Below are 20934 nucleotides of genomic sequence, written 5' to 3' on the forward strand. Positions count from 1 at the left end.
GATCAGCCGCGCAGGATGGACCTGCCGGCGAAGCGCGCCTGCGTGCCGAGTTCTTCCTCGATGCGGATCAGCTGGTTGTACTTGGCGGTACGGTCCGAACGGGCCAGCGAGCCGGTCTTGATCTGGCCGCAGTTGGTGGCGACCGCGAGGTCGGCAATGGTCGAATCCTCGGTCTCGCCCGAACGGTGCGACATGACGGCGGTGTAGGCTGCCTTGTGCGCGGTCTCGACGGCGTCGAGCGTCTCGGTCAGCGATCCGATCTGGTTGACCTTGACCAGGATCGAGTTGGCGACGCCCATCTTGATGCCGTCGCGCAGGCGCGCCGAGTTGGTGACGAACAGATCGTCGCCTACCAGTTGCACCTTGTCGCCGCACAGTTCGGTCAGGTACTTCCAGCCTTCCCAGTCGTCTTCCGACATGCCGTCCTCGATCGAGATGATCGGATAGTCGGCGGCGAGCTTGGCAAGGTACTTGGCCTGCGCCTTGGGATCGCGAGTCTTCTTCTCGCCTTCATAGACGTAGTTGCCGCCCTTGAAGAACTCGGTAGCAGCGCAGTCGAGCGCCAGCGCCACGTCTTCGCCCGGCTTGAAGCCGGCCTTTTCGATCGAGGCCATGACGAAGTCGAGGGCCGCCTGGGCGCTCTTGAGATTCGGTGCGAAACCGCCCTCGTCGCCGACATTGGTGTTGTGGCCGGCGTCCTTCAGGCCCTTCTTCAGGGTGTGGAAGATTTCCGAACCCCAGCGCACGGCGTCGCGCAGCGAAGGCGCGCCGATCGGCATGATCATGAATTCCTGGAAGTCGATCGGATTGTCGGCATGCGCGCCGCCGTTGATGATGTTCATCATCGGCACCGGCAGGACGCGGGCGTTCGGGCCGCCGACGTAGCGGTAGAGCGGCAGGCCGGACGCCTCGGCAGCGGCCTTGGCGACGGCGAGCGACACACCGAGGATGGCGTTGGCGCCGAGGCGGCTCTTGTTGGGCGTACCGTCCAGCTCGATCATCGTCTGGTCGATATGGATCTGGTTCTCGGCTTCCATGCCGCCGATCGCCTCGAACAGCTCGCCATTGACGGCTTCGACGGCGCGCTCGACGCCCTTGCCGAGATAGCGCGGACCGCCGTCGCGGAGTTCCATCGCCTCGTGGGCGCCGGTCGACGCACCGGACGGAACGGCCGCACGGCCCATCGAGCCGTCTTCGAGAACCACATCCACCTCGACGGTGGGATTGCCGCGGCTGTCGAGAATCTCGCGGCCGACGATATCGATGATTGCTGTCATGTGAGGCATCCCCGGGAGCTGATCGCAAAGAAGGATCGGTTGGATTTCCGGGCCCGTCTTAGCCAAAGCTCCGGAAAACGCAATCGCGCTCGGCCAAATATCACGCTGCGTCAGGCCCCTGATTCACTTTCGGCAAAGCGCTGTCATGATAATTCATCCCATCGGGCAGGCATCGTCCAAACTTTCGGGTAAACTATCCCCGCGCGGGGCGAAACAGAGGGAGTTTCGCCATGTCCGAGTTAAGTGGTATCCTGAGTTTGTTCTTCATCGCCGCAGCATTCCTGACCTCATGCGACAGTCAACCGCCCCCTCAGGGCACGTCGCAGGTGCGGATCATTCCGACGGCAAGGTAGATTACGGCACAACGAAAAAGCCCCGCTCATGCGGGGCTTTTTTTGTGCTGCGGATCAGTGCCAATACGGCTCGACGCGATAGTGCTCGAACGAGGCATCCCGCACGGCACGGCCATCGTCCTCGGTCAGCTCGTTGACCGAGTAGGACGGAGCGCCCTTCAATTGCTCCTTCGAGAACGGAACGACATAGCCGCCACGGCTCTTGTCGTAGTCCAGCGTGGACCATGGGATGGCGTGATAGCGCTCGCCGATGCCGAGAAAGCCTCCGAAGCCGATGACGGCAAACATGATGCCGTTGGACGTCTTGTCGAGCATGACATCCTCGATCGAGCCGATGCTCTCGCCGGCGGTGTTGTAGACATTGGTGCCGATGACCCGCGACGCGGGAATGGCTTCGGTGTGACCAGTGACAGTCGTCATGATCCTGCTCCTCGTTGGTTGGTGGATGCAGGACTAACGGTCCCCCGGTGCGGAGGTTCCAAACTTTCCGCGGCTGCTGCTGATCCCATTCAGTCGGTGAGAATGAAAGTCACCTTCATGTTGACCCGGTATGCGGTAATCTTGCCGTTCTCGACGACGATCTTCTGGTCCTGGATCCAGGCGCCTTCGACATTCTTCAGTGTCATCGACGCGCGGGCGATGCCTTGTTCGATCGCATCCTGAAAGCTCTTGGTCGACGATGAAGTGATTTCCGTAACGCGGGCAACAGACATGGGATTCCTCCGGCCGATACGCTCAGTCACGGAGGAAAGCCTACGCCGGGCGGAAGCCCGGCTCAAGCAGGAGTTGTGTCAGCCCTTGGCGACCCGGTCGAAGGCCATCAGCCTTTCGAGCAGAGCCGGCATGTCCTTGAACGGCACCATGTTGGGGCCGTCCGACGAGATCGAGTTGTCGGGGTCTTCATGCGTTTCGATGAACACGCCGGCAACACCGACGGCGACGGCCGCACGCGCCAGGGTCTCGACGAAACGGCGCTCGCCGCCGGAGGTTGCGCCCTGCCCGCCCGGCTGCTGCACCGAATGGGTGGCATCGAAGATCACGGGGGCGCCGATGTCGGCCATGATCGGCAACGCACGCATGTCGGAGACGAGCGTGTTGTAGCCGAAGGAAGCACCGCGCTCGGTGACAAGCACGTTGGCGTTGCCCGAACCGGTCACCTTGGCGACGACGTTCTTCATGTCCCAGGGCGCCAGGAACTGGCCCTTCTTGACGTTGACCACCTTGCCGGTCTTGGCGGCAGCGATCAGAAGATCGGTCTGGCGGCTGAGGAAGGCCGGGATCTGCAGCACATCGACCACCTCGCCGACGATGGCGCACTGCTCTTCGGTGTGCACGTCCGTGAGAACGGAAACGTCGAGCTCCTTGCGCAGGTCGGCGAAGACCGGCAGTGCCGCGTCGAGCCCGGCACCGCGGGTGCTCGACAGCGAGCTGCGGTTGGCCTTGTCGAAGCTCGACTTGTAGACGAAGCCGATGCCGAGCTTCTGCGTCAGTTCCTTGAGCTTGCCGGCCATGTCGAAGGCGTGCTGGCGCGATTCGAACTGGCACGGGCCGGCAATCAACGACAGCGGCGCGTCGTTGGCGAACAGGGTCTTGCCGACCGTCACATTTGCATTCGGCTTGGTCATGACTTTTCCTCGAAAATGAAGGCGGCACCCTGCCCCGGCGCTGGCGGAATCACCAGCCGTTGCCCGCTTAGATCGTGCGCGATGCCGTTTCGCGCAAGAAGCGCTCTTGCCACAGCGAGATCGTCGACGGCAAACACCATCGCGTCGAGGCGAAGCCCACTGGAACCGGCCATCGCGCGGACGGCAAGTCGCGCATTGGCGAGCGGGATATCGGAGACGGCGTCGACACTGCTGCGCGCCACTGTCGCCAACAACTCAGCCGCCACAGCCTGCTCCGCGACGCTTGCCTCGACGGCAAGCACCCGGCGTGCGCCGTTTGCATGCGCCTGGAGAGCCGAGCGGTCGACATCGGGCGCATTCACGCGCTCGCAGGTGAAGAAGAATGCATCCCCTTGCGAGCCTGGTTCGGCGGCAAAGGCAAGCCGGAACGACGCCACGTCGGATTGGCCTGAAGCATCGACGAAGGGGCGCGAAAAATCGAGCCTGGGGCCGGCCGACACGCCAGCGGCAACGAACTCGGAATGGTCGGCATCGGCATCGTTTGTGCCGAATACGACTGCCGAAAAGCCTTCGTCGCCATGTGCGTTGCGGAACGCGCTGTCGCGACCGACAAAGACGTTGCCTGCGGCGACCGCCTCGCCGGCGGCTGCGCTATCGCCGATCGCCAGCGGCTCCAAGAACGTACCGTCACCGAGATAGACGCAACAATTGACCGTGCCGAAGGGATGGATGCCGACGGGCGAAACGGTGAAACCGAGGGCCGTCAGCCTCTGCCGCGCGATGGCGAGATCGGCGGTCGGCAGCACGACATGGTCGAGCGGACGCGGGCTGTCGGAAGGGCTTTTGGTCATCGCTGCGCTGTGCCTGAATTCCGCCAAAGGCGCAAGACTGCGCCTAGGCCACCTACGATGCCATGTCGCCGAGGCGCCGCACGGTGTTCCAGTTGCGCGAGGTCCCTATGCCGCCGGCCCGCTTGGGCGTCAGCGCGCCGAGCAGCCGCGACGAACCGGCGCTGCGGGAAAAATAGATCCAGATATCGCCGTCGACCGACGTGAGCTTTTCATCGGCAGCGACATAAGGGAGGAGCCTTTCGATGACGTCAGGTGTCACCGGCTCACGCATCACGCGCACGCCGACCTGATCGGGTTCGCGTTCGGACTCCTCGGGAAACGGATTGGCGGCGACCAGCTTAAGCCAGGCAGCAGCATCGCGGACGATGATGTCGACATGCTTGCCGAATTTTTGGGCGAAGGCTGCTTCGAGTTCACGCTCCAGCGTGGCAACCGGCTTGCCTTCGGCTTCGAAGACAAGATTTCCGGTCGCGACCAGCGTGCGTGGATTGGCAAGGCCGAGATCGACTGCCATGTCGCGCAGGTCGGACATGACGACGCGGCGGCCAGGGCCTAGGACGATGCTGTAGAGAAGCGCGACATAGATGGTCATGCGCACCCACTGCGCAGGGAGAAAATGCGCGCCGGCGCGTTCACGGCGGCGCGCATGGCTATCAGACGAGCCGGCTCTGTTCGACTGCGGCTTCGATGAAGCTCGCAAACAGCGGATGCGGCTCCAGCGGACGGCTCTTCAGTTCCGGATGGTACTGGACGCCGATGAACCAGGGATGGTCGGGGTATTCGACTGTCTCGGGCAGCACGCCGTCCGGTGACATGCCGGCGAAGACCAGGCCACACTCTTCGAGGCGGTCCTTGTAGTCGATGTTGACCTCGTAGCGGTGGCGATGGCGTTCGGAGATGTCGGTATCGCCGTAGATCTCGGCGATTTTCGATCCCTCGGACAGTCGCGCCTCGAACGCGCCGAGGCGCATCGTGCCGCCAAGGTCGCCTGCGGCCTTGCGCTTCTCAAGCATGTTACCCTTGAGCCACTCGGTCATCAGGCCGACGACCGGCTCCTTGGTGGCGCCGAACTCGGTCGACGAGGCATTCTCGATGCCAGCGAGCGAACGGGCCGCCTCGATGCAAGCCATCTGCATGCCGAAGCAGATGCCGAAATACGGCACCTTGCGCTCGCGGGCGAACTTGGCAGCGAGGATCTTACCTTCCGAGCCACGTTCGCCGAAGCCGCCGGGCACCAGGATGCCGTGGACCTTCTCCAGGAACGGTACCGGGTCTTCCTTCTCGAAGACCTCGCTCTCGATCCAGTCGAGCTTGACCTTGACGTTGTTGGCGAGGCCGCCATGCGACAGCGCCTCGATCAGCGACTTATAGGCATCCTTGAGGCCGGTATACTTGCCGACCACGGCGATGGTGACCTCGCCTTCCGGATTGTGGATCAGCTGCGAGACGTTCTGCCAGGCGTCGAGGCGCGGCTTGGGCGCCGGATCGATGCCGAAGGCCGCCAGAACTTCCGAATCCAGGCCTTCCTTATGGTAGGCCAGCGGCACGTCGTAGATGTGGCCGACGTCGAGCGCCTGGATGACTGCCGATTCGCGCACGTTGCAGAACAGCGACAGCTTGCGGCGCTCTTCCTTGGGGATGTCGCGGTCCGCGCGGACCAGCAGGATATCCGGCGCAATGCCGATCGAACGCAGTTCCTTGACCGAATGCTGGGTCGGCTTGGTCTTGAGTTCACCGGCCGTCGGAATGTAGGGCATCAGCGTCAGGTGAACATAGACCGCGTTGTTGCGCGGCAGGTCGTTGCCGAGTTGGCGGATCGCCTCGAGGAACGGCATCGCCTCGATGTCGCCGACCGTGCCGCCGATCTCGCAGAGCACGAAGTCGTACTCGTCATTTCCGTCGAGGATGAAGTTCTTGATCTCGTCGGTAACGTGGGGAATGACCTGCACGGTTGCGCCGAGATAGTCGCCGCGCCGCTCGCGTTCGATGATGTTCTTGTAGATGCGGCCGGTGGTGATGTTGTCGCTCTGGTTCGCCGAACGTCCGGTGAACCGTTCGTAGTGACCAAGATCGAGGTCGGTTTCCGCACCGTCGTCGGTCACGAACACCTCACCATGCTGGTAAGGCGACATCGTTCCGGGATCGACGTTGAGGTACGGATCGAGTTTGCGGATGCGCACGCGATATCCGCGTGCCTGCAGAAGAGCCCCGAGGGCCGCTGCGGCTATGCCTTTTCCAAGGGAAGAGACCACGCCGCCGGTAATGAAAACATATCGCGCCATGGGATTCATCGCTTAACGCGGCCAAATCGATTCCGCCAGAGAAAAATCCGCCGCGTCGGACTTTTCCCTATCTGGCTGTTCAGTCTTGCTGCCGGGTAGGCCACGCAAACAAAAAGGCCGGCGGTCAGGCCGGCCCGGGTATCAGCGTCTGAAGACGCCTTACATGACGATGACTTCAGAGCCCATCTTCACGCGATTGTAGAGGTCCATGACATGGTCGTTGACCATGCGGAAGCAACCGTTCGAAGAATTCGTGCCGATCGTCTGCGGCTGGTTGGTACCATGGATACGGATATGGGTATCCTTCTTGCCCTGGTAAAGGTAGATGGCGCGCGCGCCGAGCGGATTCTCCGGCCCGCCGTTCATGCCGTCCTTATACTGGCCGTACTTCTTGGGCTCGCGCTCCTGCATATCCTTGGTCGGAATCCAGCGCGGCCATTCCTGCTTGTCGCCGATGGTGGCCTTGCCCTTGAATTCCAGGCCCTCGCGGCCGACCGCAATCGCGTAGCGGCGCGCGGTCGAGGATGATTCGATCAGGTAGAGGTAGCGAGCGCCGGTATCGACCACGATCTGGCCACGCTCATAACCCGCGAACGACACTTCCTGCGGCTCGAAATCGGACTTCACCTTGAACTGCTTCTTGGCCTGCTTGGATTGCAGCACGGCGTCGAGCGCGCGCGTCTGCGGCAACATCGACTGCTGAGGGGCGCTGCCGCCGAAGATGCCGGCAAGAAGACCAGTCTGGCGCGGACGATCCTTGCTTTCGCTGCGCAACTCACCGTTGTTGCCGGTGGCGGCGATTTCCATCACGTCGGGCGCCAACGGCTCGATCGGCTTGGTGACCTCAAGCGGCTGGAGATTGCGCTTCGGCGCGGGCGCTGCTGCCGCAACCTGGGTCGTCGCCTTCTCGGCCTTCTTGAGGCGAGCGACTTCACGTGCGTTCTCGGCCTTTTCCTTGGCCGCCGCCCGCATCGCCATCTTCTTGGCTTCGAGCATCTTCAGGCGCGCGACTTCCCGGTCGGCCTTGATCTTGGCCTCGAGGTCCTTGATCCGGACCAGGTCCTCGTCGGTCGGCTTCTTCTTTTTCTTCAATAGCTTAAGCTCGGTGGCATCGCTCTTGGCGGCGACCGCGATCACGTCGCTCGTTGCCCCTGGCTGCGGCGGCGCAGCCGTGCCGGCCGAAGTGGCGGCAAAGGCGGTCGAGCTCATGAGAGAGGCGCAAATTCCAGCAAGTAGGATGCGGCGGAGCTGCATGGCGAAGGATCCCGAACGTTCACAGCAAATTTTCGCGCGGCAACGCGCAGTGCCCCAAGGCGCCCCCGCCGATATGCCGCAGCCCAAGCTATAATCGATTAGCCGGAGACGCCTCAAGTGAGGCGCCCCCGGCTAGATGTACGAATTCAGGTGATCATTGCTGCATTTGCCGCAACTGTGTTCAAACAACAACAGGTTGCGGCAAGCAGGCCAGATTTAGTTCGGAACCTGGGGTGTAGCCGGCGCCGCGGCACCGCCCGCAGCGGGCTGCTCGGTGGTGCCCGAAGCTGCCGGTGCAGCCGGCGCTGCCGGTTGCTCGGTGGCCGGTGCCGCAGGAGCGGTCGTGCCCGACGCCGGTGCAGCCGGTGCCGGGGCGGAGGAGCCGCCGAGCTGGTCGAGAATGCCCTGGCCGCTGCCGCTCGGAGCGCCATTCTGGGTGGCCGGAGCGCGGTCGAGAATATCGATCGGCTTCTCCTCGTAGCGTGCGATGATCGACAGCGTCAGCGACGTGACGAAAAACACCGTCGCCAGGATGGCCGTGGCCCGGGTCAGGGCGTTGGCAGCACCACGCGCCGTCATGAAGCCCGAACCGCCGCCGATGCCGAGGCCGCCACCTTCCGAGCGCTGCAGGAGCACAACGCCGACAAGGGCGAGCACGACCATCAGGTGAATGACGATAACGACGGTTTCCATTGCGCTTCCTGGGATTCTTCTGACGGGGACTGGCCGCGCGCCGAAGCGCCCGACATTCCGGAGGCGGCTCAATACAATGCTTTCTAGGCATTTCCAAGCCCGCCGGCCGAATATGGGGTGACACGTTGCCTTTGCAACGGCCACCCGAGGCTAATCAGAGCTTGCGGTACGCCTCGGCGATGCCGAGGAAGTCTGCCGCCTTGAGGCTGGCGCCGCCCACCAGCGCGCCATCGACATTGGCAACCGCGAGGAGTTCGCCGGCATTGGACGGCTTGACCGAGCCGCCATAAAGAATGCGCATCTTGCCGGCCGATTCACCGAGCTTGTCGGCGAGCCGAACGCGGATATGCGCATGGGCTTCGGCGACATCGGCAACGGTCGGCGTCAGGCCGGTACCGATAGCCCAGACGGGTTCATAGGCAATGACGGTATTGGCCGGCGTGGCCGTGCCCGGCACCGAACCCTCGATTTGGCGCGACAATACTGAAAGCGTGGCGCCTGCTTCACGTTCGGCATGTGTCTCGCCGATGCAGATGACGGCCACGAGCCCTGCCCGCCATGCCGCATCCGCCTTGGCGTGGACAACCGCATCGGTTTCGCCGTGATCGGTGCGCCGTTCCGAATGGCCGACGATGACGTGACTGGCGCCGGCGTCCTTCAACATCTCGGCCGAGACGTCGCCGGTATGAGCGCCGCTTTCCTTGGCGTGGCAATCCTGCCCGCCGGCTTTGACCGGCGTGCGGTGAAGGATTTCGGCAGCCCGCGACAAAAGCGTGGCCGGCACGCACAAAAGCGCTTCGGTCTCGGCATCGAGGCCACTCATGAAGCCGCCGGCGATGCTGCGCAATTCGTTGAGCGAGGCGCTGGTGCCGTTCATTTTCCAGTTGCCTGCAACGAGTGGGCGAATTCCTGGCGTCATGTGCTTTTCCTCGAAATCGATGTTCGCTCGGGCAACCTCACTACCAAAAACAAGCCACAAAGCAATCGACACTGGCGGCGAAGGGCGCTATTGCGCTTCGTTCATGCAGGCGCATGTGAAAATGCGCGTATACAGGATCTGATACATGCTCGACACGATGCGAAGTGCTGCGGGAACCTGGGTAGCTAAGCTTCTGCTTCTGCTGCTCGTCGTGAGCTTCGCCGCGTGGGGCATTTCCGGCTCGATGCTCGGTGGCGTCGGCGGCGACAAGGTCGTCACCGCTGGAGGAACCTCCGTCTCCGGGGTCGAGTACCGCCTCGCCTATGACCGCCAGGTCAACGTCATGTCGCAGCAGTTCGGTCAGCGCCTGACCCGTGAGCAGGCCACTGCCCTTGGCATCGACAACCAGGTCGCGTCTCAACTCGTGGCCGGCGCAGTGCTCGACGAACAGGCGCGCAAGCTCGGCCTCGGCCTGTCCAAGGATAGCCTTGCCCAGCTGACCTGGGACGATCCTGCCTTCCAGAATGCCAGCGGGCAGTTCGACCGCCAGTCTTTCGAATACATCCTGCGCCAGATCGGCATGCGTCCCGAAGACTATCTGAAGAACCGTGCCCAAGTGGCTGTCCGCCAGCAGATCGTCGAGGCAATTTCCGACGGCATGAAGGCGCCCGACACCTTCCTGCGTGCCGTCGCGCTCTACCGCGGCGAAGATCGCACGGTCGACTACCTGCCGCTGCCGAAATCGCTCGTCGAGCCGATCGCAGCACCTGCCGACGACGTCCTCAAGGCATGGTTCGAGGAAAACAAGAAGAACTACGCAGCACCCGAATTCCGCAAGCTGAGCTACGTCAAGCTCGAGCCAGAGGATATCATGGATCTCGGCTCGATCACTGACGAGCAGGTGCGCCAGGACTACGACAGGAACAAGTCTCATTTCACCACCGCCGAAACGCGCAAGATCGACCAGCTGGTGTTCCCCAGCGCCGACGCCGCCAAGGCTGCGTCGGACGCGATCAAGGCCGGCACCGCGTTCGACAAGATCGTCGCCGACCAGGGCAAGACGGCTGCCGACGTCGCTCTCGGCACGCTGACCAAGGACACAGTTGCCGACAAGTCCGTTGCCGAGGCCGCCTTCGCGCTCCAGGCAAACCAGGTCAGCGAAGTGGTCCAGGGCTCGTTCGGACCGGTGCTGGTCCGCGTCAGCGAGATCTCGCCTGAGGCGGTGAAGACGTTCGACGAGGTCAAGGATCAGATTCGCAAGGATCTCGCCCTTGCCGAAGCCAACCGCATCCTGCTCGACGTGCACGATTCCTATGAGGACGCCCGCGCCGGCGGCGAATCGATGCGCGCCACTGCCGACAAGCTGAAGCTGAAGGTGGTGACGGTCGATGCCATCGACCGCGCAGGCCAGTTGCCCGACGGCACAGTCGTCAACACGCTTCCGGACTCGCGCAACCTGATCCAGGCGACCTTCGAGGCAGAGGCCGGCATCGAGAACCCGCCGCTCAACATCGGCACCAATGGTTTCATTTTCTACGAAGTGGACGGCATCACGCCGGCTCGCGACCGCACCCTCGACGAAGTCCGGGAAAAGGTCGTCGCGGACTGGACCGCCGCCGAAGCGACCAAGCGCCTCAGGGACAAGGCGACGGAACTTGAAAAGCGCCTCAAGGATGGCGCGGCAATGGACGTGATCGCGGGCGAACTCAAACTCGAGAAGCAGACCAAGCGTGGTCTCAAGCGCGAAGCCGACGACGCCGATTTCGGCCGCGAGGGAGCTGCTGCCATGTTTGCCATGGGCGAAGGTGGCACTGGCATCATCTCGGCGCCTGCCGGCGATGCACAGATCCTGTTCAAGGTCGTCGAGGTGTTCGAGCCCGCCGGTGCCGACGCAAGCGCCGTGCCTGAAGACGCCCAGAAAACCTTCGCGTCGGGCATGTCCGACGATCTGCTCGACCAGTTGGTGGCGCAGCTCCAGGGCGAATACAAGGCCACCATCGACCAGGCTGCGATCGCCCGCGCGATCGCTGTGACGCCACAATGAGCGCACTCAAGCCTCACATCGCCAAGGTCGCCGCTGGCACCCCTCTCACCTTCGAGGAAGCGCGCGAGGCCTTCGACATCATCATGTCGGGCGAAGCGACGCCGGGGCAGATCGGCGGCTTCCTGATGGCGCTGCGCGTGCGCGGCGAAACGGTCAGCGAAATCTCCGGCGCCGTCGCCACCATGCGCGACAAGATGCTTCGCGTCGAAGCGCCGGCTGACGCCATCGACATCGTCGGCACTGGCGGCGATGGCTCGCACAGCGTCAACATCTCGACCGCCTCGGCCTTCGTCATCGCCGGCGCCGGCGTTCCCGTTGCCAAGCACGGCAACCGCGGCCTGTCTTCGCTGACAGGTGCCGCTGACGTTCTGACCGCACTCGGCGTCAACATCGACCTAGCGCCCGAAGCGATCGGCCGCTGCATCCATGAGGCCGGCGTCGGCTTCATGTTCGCGCCGGCGCACCATCCGGCGATGAAGCATGTCGGCGCGACACGCGTCGAACTCGGCACCCGCACCATCTTCAATCTTCTCGGGCCCCTCTCCAATCCGGCCGGCGTCAACCGCCAGCTGGTCGGCGTGTTCTCGCCCGAATGGGTCGAGCCGGTCGCCGAAACGCTGAAGGAACTCGGCGCCCAGCACGTCTGGGTCGTCCATGGCGACGGCTATGACGAGATCACCACGACCGGCGAAACCCGTGTCGCAGCACTCGCCAATGGCGCCATCAGCACTTTCACGCTGACCCCCGAACAGGTCGGCCTGGCGCGCCATACGCGCGAAGAGCTGCGCGGCGGCGATTCCACCTACAACGCAACGGCTTTGCGCGGCGTGCTCGAAGGCACTGCCGGCGCGTATCGCGACACGGTGCTGATGAATGCCGGTGCCGGACTGGTTGTCGCCGACAAGGTGGCCAGCATCGGTGAAGGCGTGAAGCTCGCGGCGGATGCAATCGACAGCGGTCGCGCCCTGGCCGTGCTGCAGCGCCTCGTCGGCGTCTCGAACGGATAAAGACATGGCCGATATCCTGCGCCGCATCGAAGCCTACAAGCGCGACGAGATCGTCGCCGCCAAGGCATTGCTGCCGCTCGCCGAGGTCAAGGCCAGGGCGCGCGACGTTGCCAAGCCGCGTGGCTTTATGGCGGCACTCGAAGCAAAACGCCGCGACAACCGCTTCGCTCTCATCGCCGAGATCAAGAAGGCCAGCCCGTCCAAGGGGCTGATCCGCGCCGATTTCGACCCGCCGTCATTGGCCCAGGCCTATGCCGAAGGCGGCGCCGCCTGCCTGTCTGTGCTAACCGACACGCCATCCTTCCAGGGCGCGCCGGAATTCCTGATGACTGCACGCGAGGCCTGTGTCCTGCCTGCCTTGCGCAAGGACTTCATGTTCGAGCCCTATCAGGTCTACGAAGCACGCGCCTGGGGTGCCGACGCCATCCTCATCATCATGGCAAGCCTGTCTGACGACGACGCCCGCCGGCTCGAAGATACGGCCTTCGAACTCGGCATGGACGCTCTGATCGAGGTTCACGACGAACCAGAGACGGAGCGAGCCCTGAAGCTTCAGTCGCGCCTGCTCGGCATCAACAATCGCAATTTGCGCACCTTCGAGCTCAACCTCGAAACATCCGAACGGCTGGCACCGATGGTACCGGCGGATCGGCTGCTTGTCGGCGAAAGCGGCATCTTCACGCATGAGGACTGCCTGCGCCTGGAGAGATCGGGCATTGGCAGCTTCCTTGTTGGCGAGAGCCTGATGCGGCAGGCCGACGTGGCGGCCGCCACGCGCGCACTGCTCGAAGGCGCGCCTCAGGCCGCGAGCGCCTGACATGGCGGCTACCCTCACCCATATCGGCGCCACCGGCGAAGCCAACATGGTCGACGTCGGCGACAAGTCCGAGACGACACGGACCGCGATCGCCGAAGGTACTGTGGCGATGCGTCCCGAAACGCTCGCGCTGATCCTCTCCGGCAATGCCAAGAAAGGCGATGTGCTGGGCACTGCGCGCATCGCCGGCATCATGGCGGCCAAGCGCACGCATGAACTCATCCCACTCTGCCACCCGCTCCTCCTGACCAAGGTTTCGGTCGAGATCGAGCCGGACGAGGCCCTGCCCGGCCTTCGCATCACGGCACTTGCCCGCGTCACTGGCAAGACCGGCGTCGAGATGGAGGCGCTGACGGCTGCTTCCGTGGCTTGCCTGACCATCTACGACATGGCCAAGGCTGCCGATCGCGGCATGGTAATTTCCGGCATACGCCTGGTCGAGAAGACCGGCGGCAAGTCGGGCGACTACAAGGCAGGCGCATAGATATGGCGCTGCTGCCGGTCTCCGAGGCGCTGGAACGCCTTCTCGACGGCGCTGAACCCGGCGGTTCGGAAACGGTGAGCCTCAGGGAGGCGTCGGGACGTGTCCTTGCCGCTCCCTTGCATGCCCTGCGCACGCAGCCGCCCTTCGCTGCCTCGGCGATGGATGGATATGCCGTTCGCGCCGATGACATCGCATCGTTGCCGGCACGATTGTCCGTCATCGGCGAAGCTCCGGCAGGCAAACAATTCACCGGAACGCTGTCGCATGGCCATGCTGTGCGCATCTTCACCGGCGCTCCCGTGCCCGAAGGCGCCGACACGGTCGTCATCCAGGAAAATGTGCGCGACCTCGGCAATGGCGAAATCGAGGTGGTGGAGCCGACCACGCCCGGCCGCAACATCCGCGCCAAAGGCCTGGACTTCCGGCAGGGCGACCTGATCCTCGACACCGGCCGCGTGCTTGATCCTGCTGCTCTGTCGCTCGTTGCTGCCGCCAATCATCCCGAGGTGGAGGTGGCCAAGGCGCCGCTGGTTGCCATCATCGCCACCGGCGACGAACTTTTGCCGCCCGGCAGCAACCCCGGTCCCGGCCAGATCATCGCCTCCAACGCCTATGGCGTCGCAGCTATCGCCGAATCAGTCGGCGCGCGCGTGCTCGACCTGGGCATCGCGCCTGACCGAACGGAAGCGATCTCGACACGTGTCCAAAAGGCGCTGGACGCCAAGGCGGACGTCATCGTCACGCTTGGCGGCGCCTCGGTCGGCGACCACGATCTGGTCCATGGCGTGCTGACCGGGCTCGGCATGGATCTCGATTTCTGGAAGATCGCCATGCGCCCGGGCAAGCCGCTGATGTTCGGTCGGCTCGGCAAGACCCGCTGCATCGGCCTGCCCGGAAATCCTGTCGCCAGCCTGATCTGCGCGCACATCTTCCTGAAACCCCTGCTGGCGAAGCTAGGAGGCCGGCCTTATTCAGCCGACATCCGAAATGGCATTCTCGACACGGCGATGGCCGCCAACGAGCTGCGCCAGGATTACGTCCGCGCCGTTGCGCGCGAAACGGCAGACGGCCTCGTGGTGACGCCATACACCGTCCAGGATTCGTCGATGCTTCGCACGCTGGCCGATGCCAACTGCGCGGTCATGCGCGAACCCTTCGCACCGGCCGCCGAAATTGGCAGTCCCTGCCGCGTGCTGATGCTGCGCTGAACAATTTCCAGCGATTTTGGACGCGACCGCGAAGGCTGCTCAAGCGTGCCGACGCGCGGAGAAAATCGCCGGGCTTGCGGCGTGCCGCAGGACCGCTTGCAAGGCTTGCTGACGTGCGCGACTGGCTGAGTCTATCCCGGCGCGTCCTGAACGCGCCGGGATAGAAAACACTCTATTTGGCCTTCTCGATCTTGGTGACGGTCAGACGGCCGTTGACCCGATCAGCCTCGAACTTCACGCTGTCCCCCACTTTGATTTCCTTGATGACAGCGGGATCGGCCAGTGCAAACACCATGGTCATCGCGTCCATGTCGAGGTTTGTGATCGGGCCGTGCTTGAGGGTGATCTTGTTCTGGGTCCCGTCGATCTTGGTGATCGTCCCGTTGACCGGCACGGTTTGTGCGAACGCTCCATTGGTTGCGAATGCAACCAGGGCCACGGCAAGCAGTCTCTTCACGACATAATCCCTTTCCAAAGCTGTTACTTCACGATGATCTTGCCGGTCATCCCGGCTTCCCGATGACCTGGGATCAGGCACGAGAAATCGAACTCTCCGGCTTCCGAGAAGCTCCAGAGGACTTCGCCGGTCTTCTTGGGCGCCAGGCGCTTTGCGTTAGGATCCTCATGTTCCATGTCCGGATTCCTGCGCATCTGCTCGCCGTGCTTGAGGTTTTCCTCAAGCGTGCCGATGACGAGCTCGTGGTCGATTTCCCCGTTGTTGCGGAGAACGAACTTGATCTGTTCGCCCTTGCGGACTTGCACCAGGTCTGGGAGGAACAGCATCTTGCCATCCGTCTCGCGCATGGTCACCTGAACGACTCGAGCCGGCTTTCTGGGATCGCCAGGCTCGCCATAGGCGCGTTTCTCGCTGGAGTGACCGGGATCGGCAAAGGACGGTGCCGACAGCATCAGCACTCCGAGCGCAGCGATGCATATTCGAAGACTCATTTATTTCTCCATTGGTGATTGACGTTGCGCGGCTTCGAGCCGGGCTTGACGACGACGAGGTTTGCGTTCTGCGATGTTTCGAGCAGATCGGCCGGAGCGCGCTCGGCCTTCTGGGCTTCGCCGGTCCACTCGAACGATACGGTTCCTTCGGGATGCTGGAACCAGCCCGGATCCTTGTAGTCTCCGGCGGCGAGGCCCTCGCGAACCTTCACCACCGAGAACATTCCGCCCATCTCGATGGAGCCGAATTGTCCCCAGCCCGTCATCATCGGCAGCGTGTTTTCGGGGAGCGGCATCTCCATCGCCCCCATGTCGGCCATCCCAGCCGTGCCCATTGGCATGTAGTCGGGGACCAACTGCCTGATTTTTTTGGCCGCCTCTTTCTTGTCCACGCCGATGAACGTCTTGATGTCATGGCCCATGGCATTCATCGTGTGGTGCGACTTGTGGCAATGGAATGCCCAGTCGCCGGGATTGTCAGCGACGAAGTCAAAGGCCCGCATCTGCCCGACCGCGCAGTCGATCGTTACCTCAGGCCAGGCTGCGTTCTCCGGTACCCATCCGCCATCCGTGCACGAAACCTTGAAGTCGTAGCCATGCATATGGATCGGATGGTTGGTCATGGTCAGGTTGCCGAAGCGGATGCGGACCTTGTCCCCTTTTGCGACCACCAGGGGGTCGATGCCGGGAAAGACGCGGCTGTTCCAGGTCCACATGTTGAAGTTGGTCATTTCCGCGACACGCGGCACATAAGCGCCCGGCTCGATATCGTAGGCCGCCATCAGGAAAACGAAGTCGCGATCGACGCGGCGGAAGGCGGGATCCTTTGGATGCACCACAAAGAAGCCCATCATGCCCATCGCCATTTGCAGCATTTCGTCCGAATGCGGGTGGTACATGAAGGTCCCGCTCTTCTGGAGCAGGAACTCGTAGACGAAGGTCTTGCCGACCGGGATGTGTGGCTGCGTTAGCCCGCCCACGCCATCCATGCCCGATGGCAGCAGCTGTCCGTGCCAGTGAATGGTAGTGTGCTCAGGTAGCTTGTTGGTGACGAAGATGCGGACTTTGTCGCCTTCGACCGCTTCAATCGTCGGACCAGGCGACTGGCCGTTGTAGCCCCACAAATGGCTCACCATGCCTGGGGCAAGCTCACGCACGACCGGTTCAGCGACGAGATGGAACTCCTTCCAATCGCCGTTCATGCGCCAAGGTAGTGTCCAACCATTGAGGGTAACGACAGGATTGTAGTCAGGTCCAGTGGCCGGGACCAGCGGCGGTTGCATCACCGCCTCTTTCATGGTTGCCGCCTCTGGGATCGACGCTGCCTGGGTACGCCCCGATACGACACTGGCGCCGATCAGGGCCATTGTGCCGGACGCTCCGAGGAAATTGCGACGTGAAAAGGTCATGCTCTTGGCTCCTCGATCAATCACCGGCACCAGCGCCCGCCGCAGCCACAGTCGTTCCGCCGCCGGAGCCTCCGCCGATGATGGCGCTTTTGAAGTCGACGCTCGCAATGAAGACATCGCGCTTGGCCGAGATCGCGTTGATGTTGCTTTCGATGCTTTCCTGGAATGTCGTCAGCAGTTCGAAGACATCGATCAGCATGCCGTTGTACTGGAGCAGCGACTCCTCGTTCACCGTCTTGCGGAGCGGCAGGATCTGGGTCCTGTACTGATTGGAAATGTCATAGGATGCGCGGTAGGCCAGCTGCGCCGTTCGCGCCTCGGAACGGATGTTCACCGCCTGCTGGGCGAAGCGATTGACCGCCTGCATGTATGTCTCTGTCGAGCGGCGGCGGGTTGTCTCGCCGAGATCGAAGATCGGTATCTCGAGCGCAAGCTCCAGGGCCTGGCCGCTGACGGTTTCCTTGGTCACGATCCCGCTGTCTTTGGTGCGGGCAAAGTCCGAAAAGCCTGCCAATTCGAAGGCAGAGACATAGCGGGTAGCCCCGTCGAGTTTGAGCGAGCGGGCGAGTGCGTCGAGCTCCAGCCGGGCCGCGATCAGATCGACCCGCTTGCGGATCGCTTCAGCTTCGACTTTTTCGGTGGCCTCGATGCGAGGCAGGGCTTTCGGCAATTGAGCCGGGATCTTGTAGCTTAGATCAGGTCCCCATACGCCCATCTCACGGGTCAGTTCCTCGCGCGCGGTCGCCGCTTGCAGTCTGGCGGCGGCCAGCCGATTGGAAACCTCGGCATAAAAAGCGCTGGCCCTCGCCTGGTCGAGCTTGGTGGCCGCGCCCGTTTCCCCAAGACTGCGTGTAAGGTCTGCGGCAGCGTCTGCAGAGCCGCGAGCTTGCTCGAGGAAGCCGACGTGCTGCTTTGCCGCCACAGCCTCGTAATAGGCTTTGCGCGTGTCGGCTGCGAGCTTGAACGTCGCCGCCATGGCGCGATATCGGGCGGCCTGGAATTCGCGCTCGGCCGCATCGCGCCGCGCGGGCAGGGTCAGCAGCGAAAGAATGCTTGCCGCAACACGCCGCTCGATCTGCAGATCGCCTTCGGCAAGTGTCTGACCAACCGACACCACCGGGTTGGGCAGCAGGCTTGCCTCTACGAACGACGCCTCGGAAATGCCCAGCGCGTTGTATTCGGCCTGCAGGCCCCGATTGTTGTAGAGCGCCAGTTGGACGGCGCTGTCGGCCGTAAGAGGCTTGGACAATATGGCCTTCACATCCTTGGCGGCCTTGGCAGCATCAGCCTTCGAAGCGATCTTGACCGTCTTCGCACCAAGCGCCGAAGAGACCTCTGTCGACACCGGCGCCATGCCTGCGTCTGGAGTGAACGTGGCGCAACCGGCAAGCGAAAGCGCGATGACGCTGACCGAAGCCAGGCGTCGGAAGGAAGAAGCGCAACCGAGGGCGCTGCCGGGCAATGACATGAACGGCATCACTGCACCTCAGGCTTTGGCGCGACACGCTCGTTGATCTCGGCCCACGGCCTGGGTTTTACCGGAACATAATTCGCCGAACCGGCAAAAACCGACATGTAACGCGCCGACCCCAGCGGTGCATCGGCATCTGCTGGCGCGTATCCCGGCTCGATGTCGGGATACGCAGAACAGGCGGAAAGGAAGGCGGCCGCAGCCGCTAAGGCCAAGAATTTCATCAGGTTCCTCGAGACTAGGTCCAGGGGCAGCAAGCGGAAGGCGATTCACCGTCGACCGCGGCAGGAGGTTCAATTTAGCCAGATATTGTTTTGAGCCTTAAAGTATATGCTGCAACCACCAACAATACTTACTTCTAGAAGCATCGATAATATATACTCTTTGTCCAAAACTCTATTGACATAGCTAAGCGTATTCGCAAAAGGCCTCAACAATTAAATTTATACATTTTTGTAATGTTTATTTACAAAGACGCGCTTTGCACACGGACATGAATTCTAATGTCCATTTGACTTTCGCCAGCGTAATGCGTCGCCGAATGAGGATCGCGCATGACGGGCGGCGGCGCATCCGGCCACCGCACCAAAAGGGCAACGCTTGTAGCCATGCTTGCAGGCAGCAGGCCTGCCTGGGCTACGGCGAACGCCAGATCAGGCGCACCCAAAGCTGCGACGCAGGCTGAATGCCTTTGGCGTCGGAAGAATCACAAAAATGTAAGTCCTCAGAAAACAGGCTGCCAAGATGGGCAGATATCCCTGTTCCATCGAGTGGTTCCACTGAGTCTGGCTCCATTCGTTGGAATAGAAAGGAAAACAAATGAAAACAACACTTGGCTACGCTCTGGTTATCCTTGCAGCAATGTCCTCCTCCAGCTTTGCCAACAGTGGATTTACGCAGGAAAGGTCCACGTTGGACCGGCTTCTCCAGGGTCACGGGACGCCGGGAGAAGCTGCAACGTCTGTGTCGAACCCGGATATTTCCTATCGGGTTCGCGAGGACGGCAAGCTGGTAAAGACCAACAGCCGCTACGGAACCGCCGAAGTTGTCCGGCCGAACTGGTGGTTCGGGATGACGACCCGCGAGCGCGAGAGCCGTGGTCTATACTAAGCGGGCCCTGCTGCCAGAATTGCATCTGATGCTCCCTCACCGCCCTGCGGTGAGGGAGCACACGTTTCCCCTCACCCTCACGAAGCCATCACCAAGTCGTTATGGCCAAGCTCCGAATCGACAAATGAAAGTCACGAAACCAACACAGTAGGGCGTGAAGCACGACGTCGCTACGACATCCGATTTGCACCAAAATCACTATAAAAACAAAAATAATTATAGAAGTATATTTCATCAAAGACACTGGATTATCATTATTGTTTCAACACAGTTAGAAAACAATTTTCCACTTTCTGTCGATTGGAATGAGCCGTTAGTGAGAAAACCACAATGGCTACATGGAAGAAGAAAAATGAGGATACTTCTTGTTGAAGATGATGACCGTACAAGCAAATATATATCAAATGGACTGATATCATCTGGACATACCGCAGATGTTCTCAATGATGGGCGCGATGCGTTGTCACTCGGTGTACGCGAAGTTTATGACGTGGCGATCGTCGATCGTATGCTACCTGGCCTAGACGGCCTGTCCCTCGTCCGTGGACTGCGCGCAGCCGGCACAAAGACGCCGATCATCTTTCTGACGTCCATGAGCGGTGTCGACGACCGGGTTGAAGGTCTGGACGCGGGGGCAGACGACTATCTGGCAAAGCCTTTTGCCTTTTCGGAACTCCTCGCCCGGGTCAATGCACTGGGACGACGGCCGCCGATCACCCAGGAGAAGTCCAAGCTCAAGGTAGCCGATCTCGATCTCGATCTCTTTCGCAGGCTGGCAAAGCGAGGCGAGACGACGATCGAACTCCTGCCGAGGGAGTTCGCGCTGCTTGAACTGCTGATGCGCAATGAGGGACGTGTGCTCACCAAGACAATGTTGCTCGAGCGCATATGGAACTTCAATTTCGATCCGCTGAGCACGGTCGTGGAAACTCACATCAGCCGCCTGCGGGCGAAAATCGACAAACCATTCGAAGTACAGCTCCTGCACACGATCCGAAACACCGGATACAGCATGCATGGCCCGCGCTAGTATAACGCGGAGCACTTCAATCCGCATAGCAGCACTGTACATAACAATATTTTTGCTCTCACTGATCGGAGCAAACATTACTTCATACAATATGATCTCGGCCTATCTCTACGAACGGCTCGACTCGAGCGTCCGGGAGCGTTTCCAAGAAA

At 61.9% G+C, this 20934-nt stretch carries 22 protein-coding genes; 7 read left to right on the forward strand and 15 right to left on the reverse strand.

The genetic code is table 11. The features are described 5' to 3' along the window. Positions 1–2 precede the first annotated feature (2 nt). From eno to tpiA, 10 genes are all read right to left on the reverse strand, one after another. A complete protein-coding gene (gene eno / locus WHT83_RS16985) occupies positions 3–1277 on the reverse strand; it encodes a phosphopyruvate hydratase (protein ID WP_406871827.1) in 1275 nt (424 codons plus the stop codon). A 407-nt stretch (positions 1278–1684) separates the two neighbouring features. Further along, positions 1685–2050 carry a PRC-barrel domain-containing protein gene (locus WHT83_RS16990; protein WP_108608024.1) on the reverse strand — a complete coding sequence of 122 codons (366 nt, stop codon included), beginning with the start codon at positions 2048–2050 and terminating at the stop codon, positions 1685–1687. Between the two features lie 89 nt (positions 2051–2139). After that, positions 2140–2343, reverse strand: coding sequence for a dodecin family protein (locus tag WHT83_RS16995; protein WP_108608023.1), 204 nt, complete (start codon positions 2341–2343; stop codon positions 2140–2142). A gap of 78 nt (positions 2344–2421) precedes the next feature. Next, entirely contained in the window at positions 2422–3255 is an 834-nt protein-coding gene (gene kdsA, locus WHT83_RS17000; protein ID WP_406871828.1) for a 3-deoxy-8-phosphooctulonate synthase, read from the reverse strand. After that, a complete protein-coding gene (locus WHT83_RS17005) occupies positions 3252–4106 on the reverse strand; it encodes a VOC family protein (protein ID WP_406871829.1) in 855 nt (284 codons plus the stop codon). Before WHT83_RS17005 ends, kdsA begins: the two co-directional genes overlap by 4 nt. Before the next feature lie 52 nt (positions 4107–4158). Next, a complete protein-coding gene (locus tag WHT83_RS17010; protein ID WP_406871830.1) occupies positions 4159–4698 on the reverse strand; it encodes a DUF1697 domain-containing protein in 540 nt (179 codons plus the stop codon). Positions 4699–4759: 61 nt separating this feature from the next. Continuing rightward, the gene (locus tag WHT83_RS17015; RefSeq protein ID WP_108608019.1) at positions 4760–6397 is read right to left on the reverse strand and encodes a CTP synthase; all 1638 of its coding nucleotides are present in this window, start codon (positions 6395–6397) and stop codon (positions 4760–4762) included. Between the two features lie 150 nt (positions 6398–6547). Next, on the reverse strand, positions 6548–7642 hold the full coding sequence (locus tag WHT83_RS17020) for a L,D-transpeptidase (RefSeq protein ID WP_406871831.1): 1095 nt from the start codon (positions 7640–7642) through the stop codon (positions 6548–6550). A gap of 216 nt (positions 7643–7858) precedes the next feature. Next, complete coding sequence (gene secG, locus WHT83_RS17025; protein ID WP_108608017.1) at positions 7859–8335, reverse strand: preprotein translocase subunit SecG; 477 nt, start codon at positions 8333–8335, stop codon at positions 7859–7861. 154 nt (positions 8336–8489) lie between these two features. Further along, complete coding sequence (gene tpiA / locus WHT83_RS17030; protein WP_406871832.1) at positions 8490–9254, reverse strand: triose-phosphate isomerase; 765 nt, start codon at positions 9252–9254, stop codon at positions 8490–8492. Between the two features lie 145 nt (positions 9255–9399). On the opposite strand from tpiA, the gene WHT83_RS17035 reads away from it, so the two are divergent. From WHT83_RS17035 to glp, 5 genes are read left to right on the forward strand one after another with little or no spacing between them, the layout of a single operon-like run. After that, the gene (locus tag WHT83_RS17035; RefSeq protein WP_406871833.1) at positions 9400–11298 is read left to right on the forward strand and encodes a SurA N-terminal domain-containing protein; all 1899 of its coding nucleotides are present in this window, start codon (positions 9400–9402) and stop codon (positions 11296–11298) included. Beyond that, on the forward strand, positions 11295–12305 hold the full coding sequence (gene trpD / locus WHT83_RS17040) for an anthranilate phosphoribosyltransferase (RefSeq protein ID WP_406871834.1): 1011 nt from the start codon (positions 11295–11297) through the stop codon (positions 12303–12305). The genes WHT83_RS17035 and trpD overlap by 4 nt, the downstream gene beginning before the upstream one ends. A gap of 4 nt (positions 12306–12309) precedes the next feature. Beyond that, a complete protein-coding gene (gene trpC, locus WHT83_RS17045; protein WP_406871835.1) occupies positions 12310–13122 on the forward strand; it encodes an indole-3-glycerol phosphate synthase TrpC in 813 nt (270 codons plus the stop codon). Position 13123: 1 nt separating this feature from the next. Then, positions 13124–13606 carry a cyclic pyranopterin monophosphate synthase MoaC gene (gene moaC, locus WHT83_RS17050; RefSeq protein WP_406871836.1) on the forward strand — a complete coding sequence of 161 codons (483 nt, stop codon included), beginning with the start codon at positions 13124–13126 and terminating at the stop codon, positions 13604–13606. Positions 13607–13608: 2 nt separating this feature from the next. Next, entirely contained in the window at positions 13609–14814 is a 1206-nt protein-coding gene (gene glp, locus WHT83_RS17055; protein ID WP_406871837.1) for a gephyrin-like molybdotransferase Glp, read from the forward strand. 172 nt (positions 14815–14986) lie between these two features. Here glp and WHT83_RS17060 read toward each other — a convergent pair whose 3' ends face one another. From WHT83_RS17060 to WHT83_RS17080, 5 genes are read right to left on the reverse strand one after another with little or no spacing between them, the layout of a single operon-like run. After that, positions 14987–15271, reverse strand: a complete 285-nt coding sequence (locus WHT83_RS17060; RefSeq protein ID WP_406871838.1) for a copper-binding protein — start codon at positions 15269–15271, stop codon at positions 14987–14989. A gap of 23 nt (positions 15272–15294) precedes the next feature. Next, a complete protein-coding gene (locus WHT83_RS17065; protein ID WP_183260911.1) occupies positions 15295–15762 on the reverse strand; it encodes a plastocyanin/azurin family copper-binding protein in 468 nt (155 codons plus the stop codon). Next, entirely contained in the window at positions 15759–17171 is a 1413-nt protein-coding gene (locus WHT83_RS17070; RefSeq protein WP_406871839.1) for a multicopper oxidase family protein, read from the reverse strand. Before WHT83_RS17070 ends, WHT83_RS17065 begins: the two co-directional genes overlap by 4 nt. A gap of 16 nt (positions 17172–17187) precedes the next feature. Further along, positions 17188–18648 (reverse strand): TolC family protein, encoded by a 1461-nt coding sequence (locus tag WHT83_RS17075; protein WP_406871840.1) that lies wholly within the window; start codon positions 18646–18648, stop codon positions 17188–17190. Continuing rightward, on the reverse strand, positions 18648–18866 hold the full coding sequence (locus WHT83_RS17080; RefSeq protein WP_406871841.1) for a hypothetical protein: 219 nt from the start codon (positions 18864–18866) through the stop codon (positions 18648–18650). The genes WHT83_RS17075 and WHT83_RS17080 overlap by 1 nt, the downstream gene beginning before the upstream one ends. A 595-nt stretch (positions 18867–19461) precedes the next feature. Between WHT83_RS17080 and WHT83_RS17085 the strand changes: the two genes are divergently transcribed. Together WHT83_RS17085 and WHT83_RS17090 are read left to right on the forward strand one after the other, a co-directional pair. After that, positions 19462–19752, forward strand: a complete 291-nt coding sequence (locus WHT83_RS17085) for a hypothetical protein (protein ID WP_183260905.1) — start codon at positions 19462–19464, stop codon at positions 19750–19752. Positions 19753–20104: 352 nt separating this feature from the next. After that, a complete protein-coding gene (locus tag WHT83_RS17090) occupies positions 20105–20782 on the forward strand; it encodes a response regulator (RefSeq protein WP_183260903.1) in 678 nt (225 codons plus the stop codon). Positions 20783–20934 lie beyond the last annotated feature (152 nt).

This window comes from Aminobacter sp. P9b (genome assembly GCF_045345995.1).
Taxonomy (GTDB): Bacteria; Pseudomonadota; Alphaproteobacteria; order Rhizobiales; family Rhizobiaceae; genus Aminobacter; species Aminobacter niigataensis.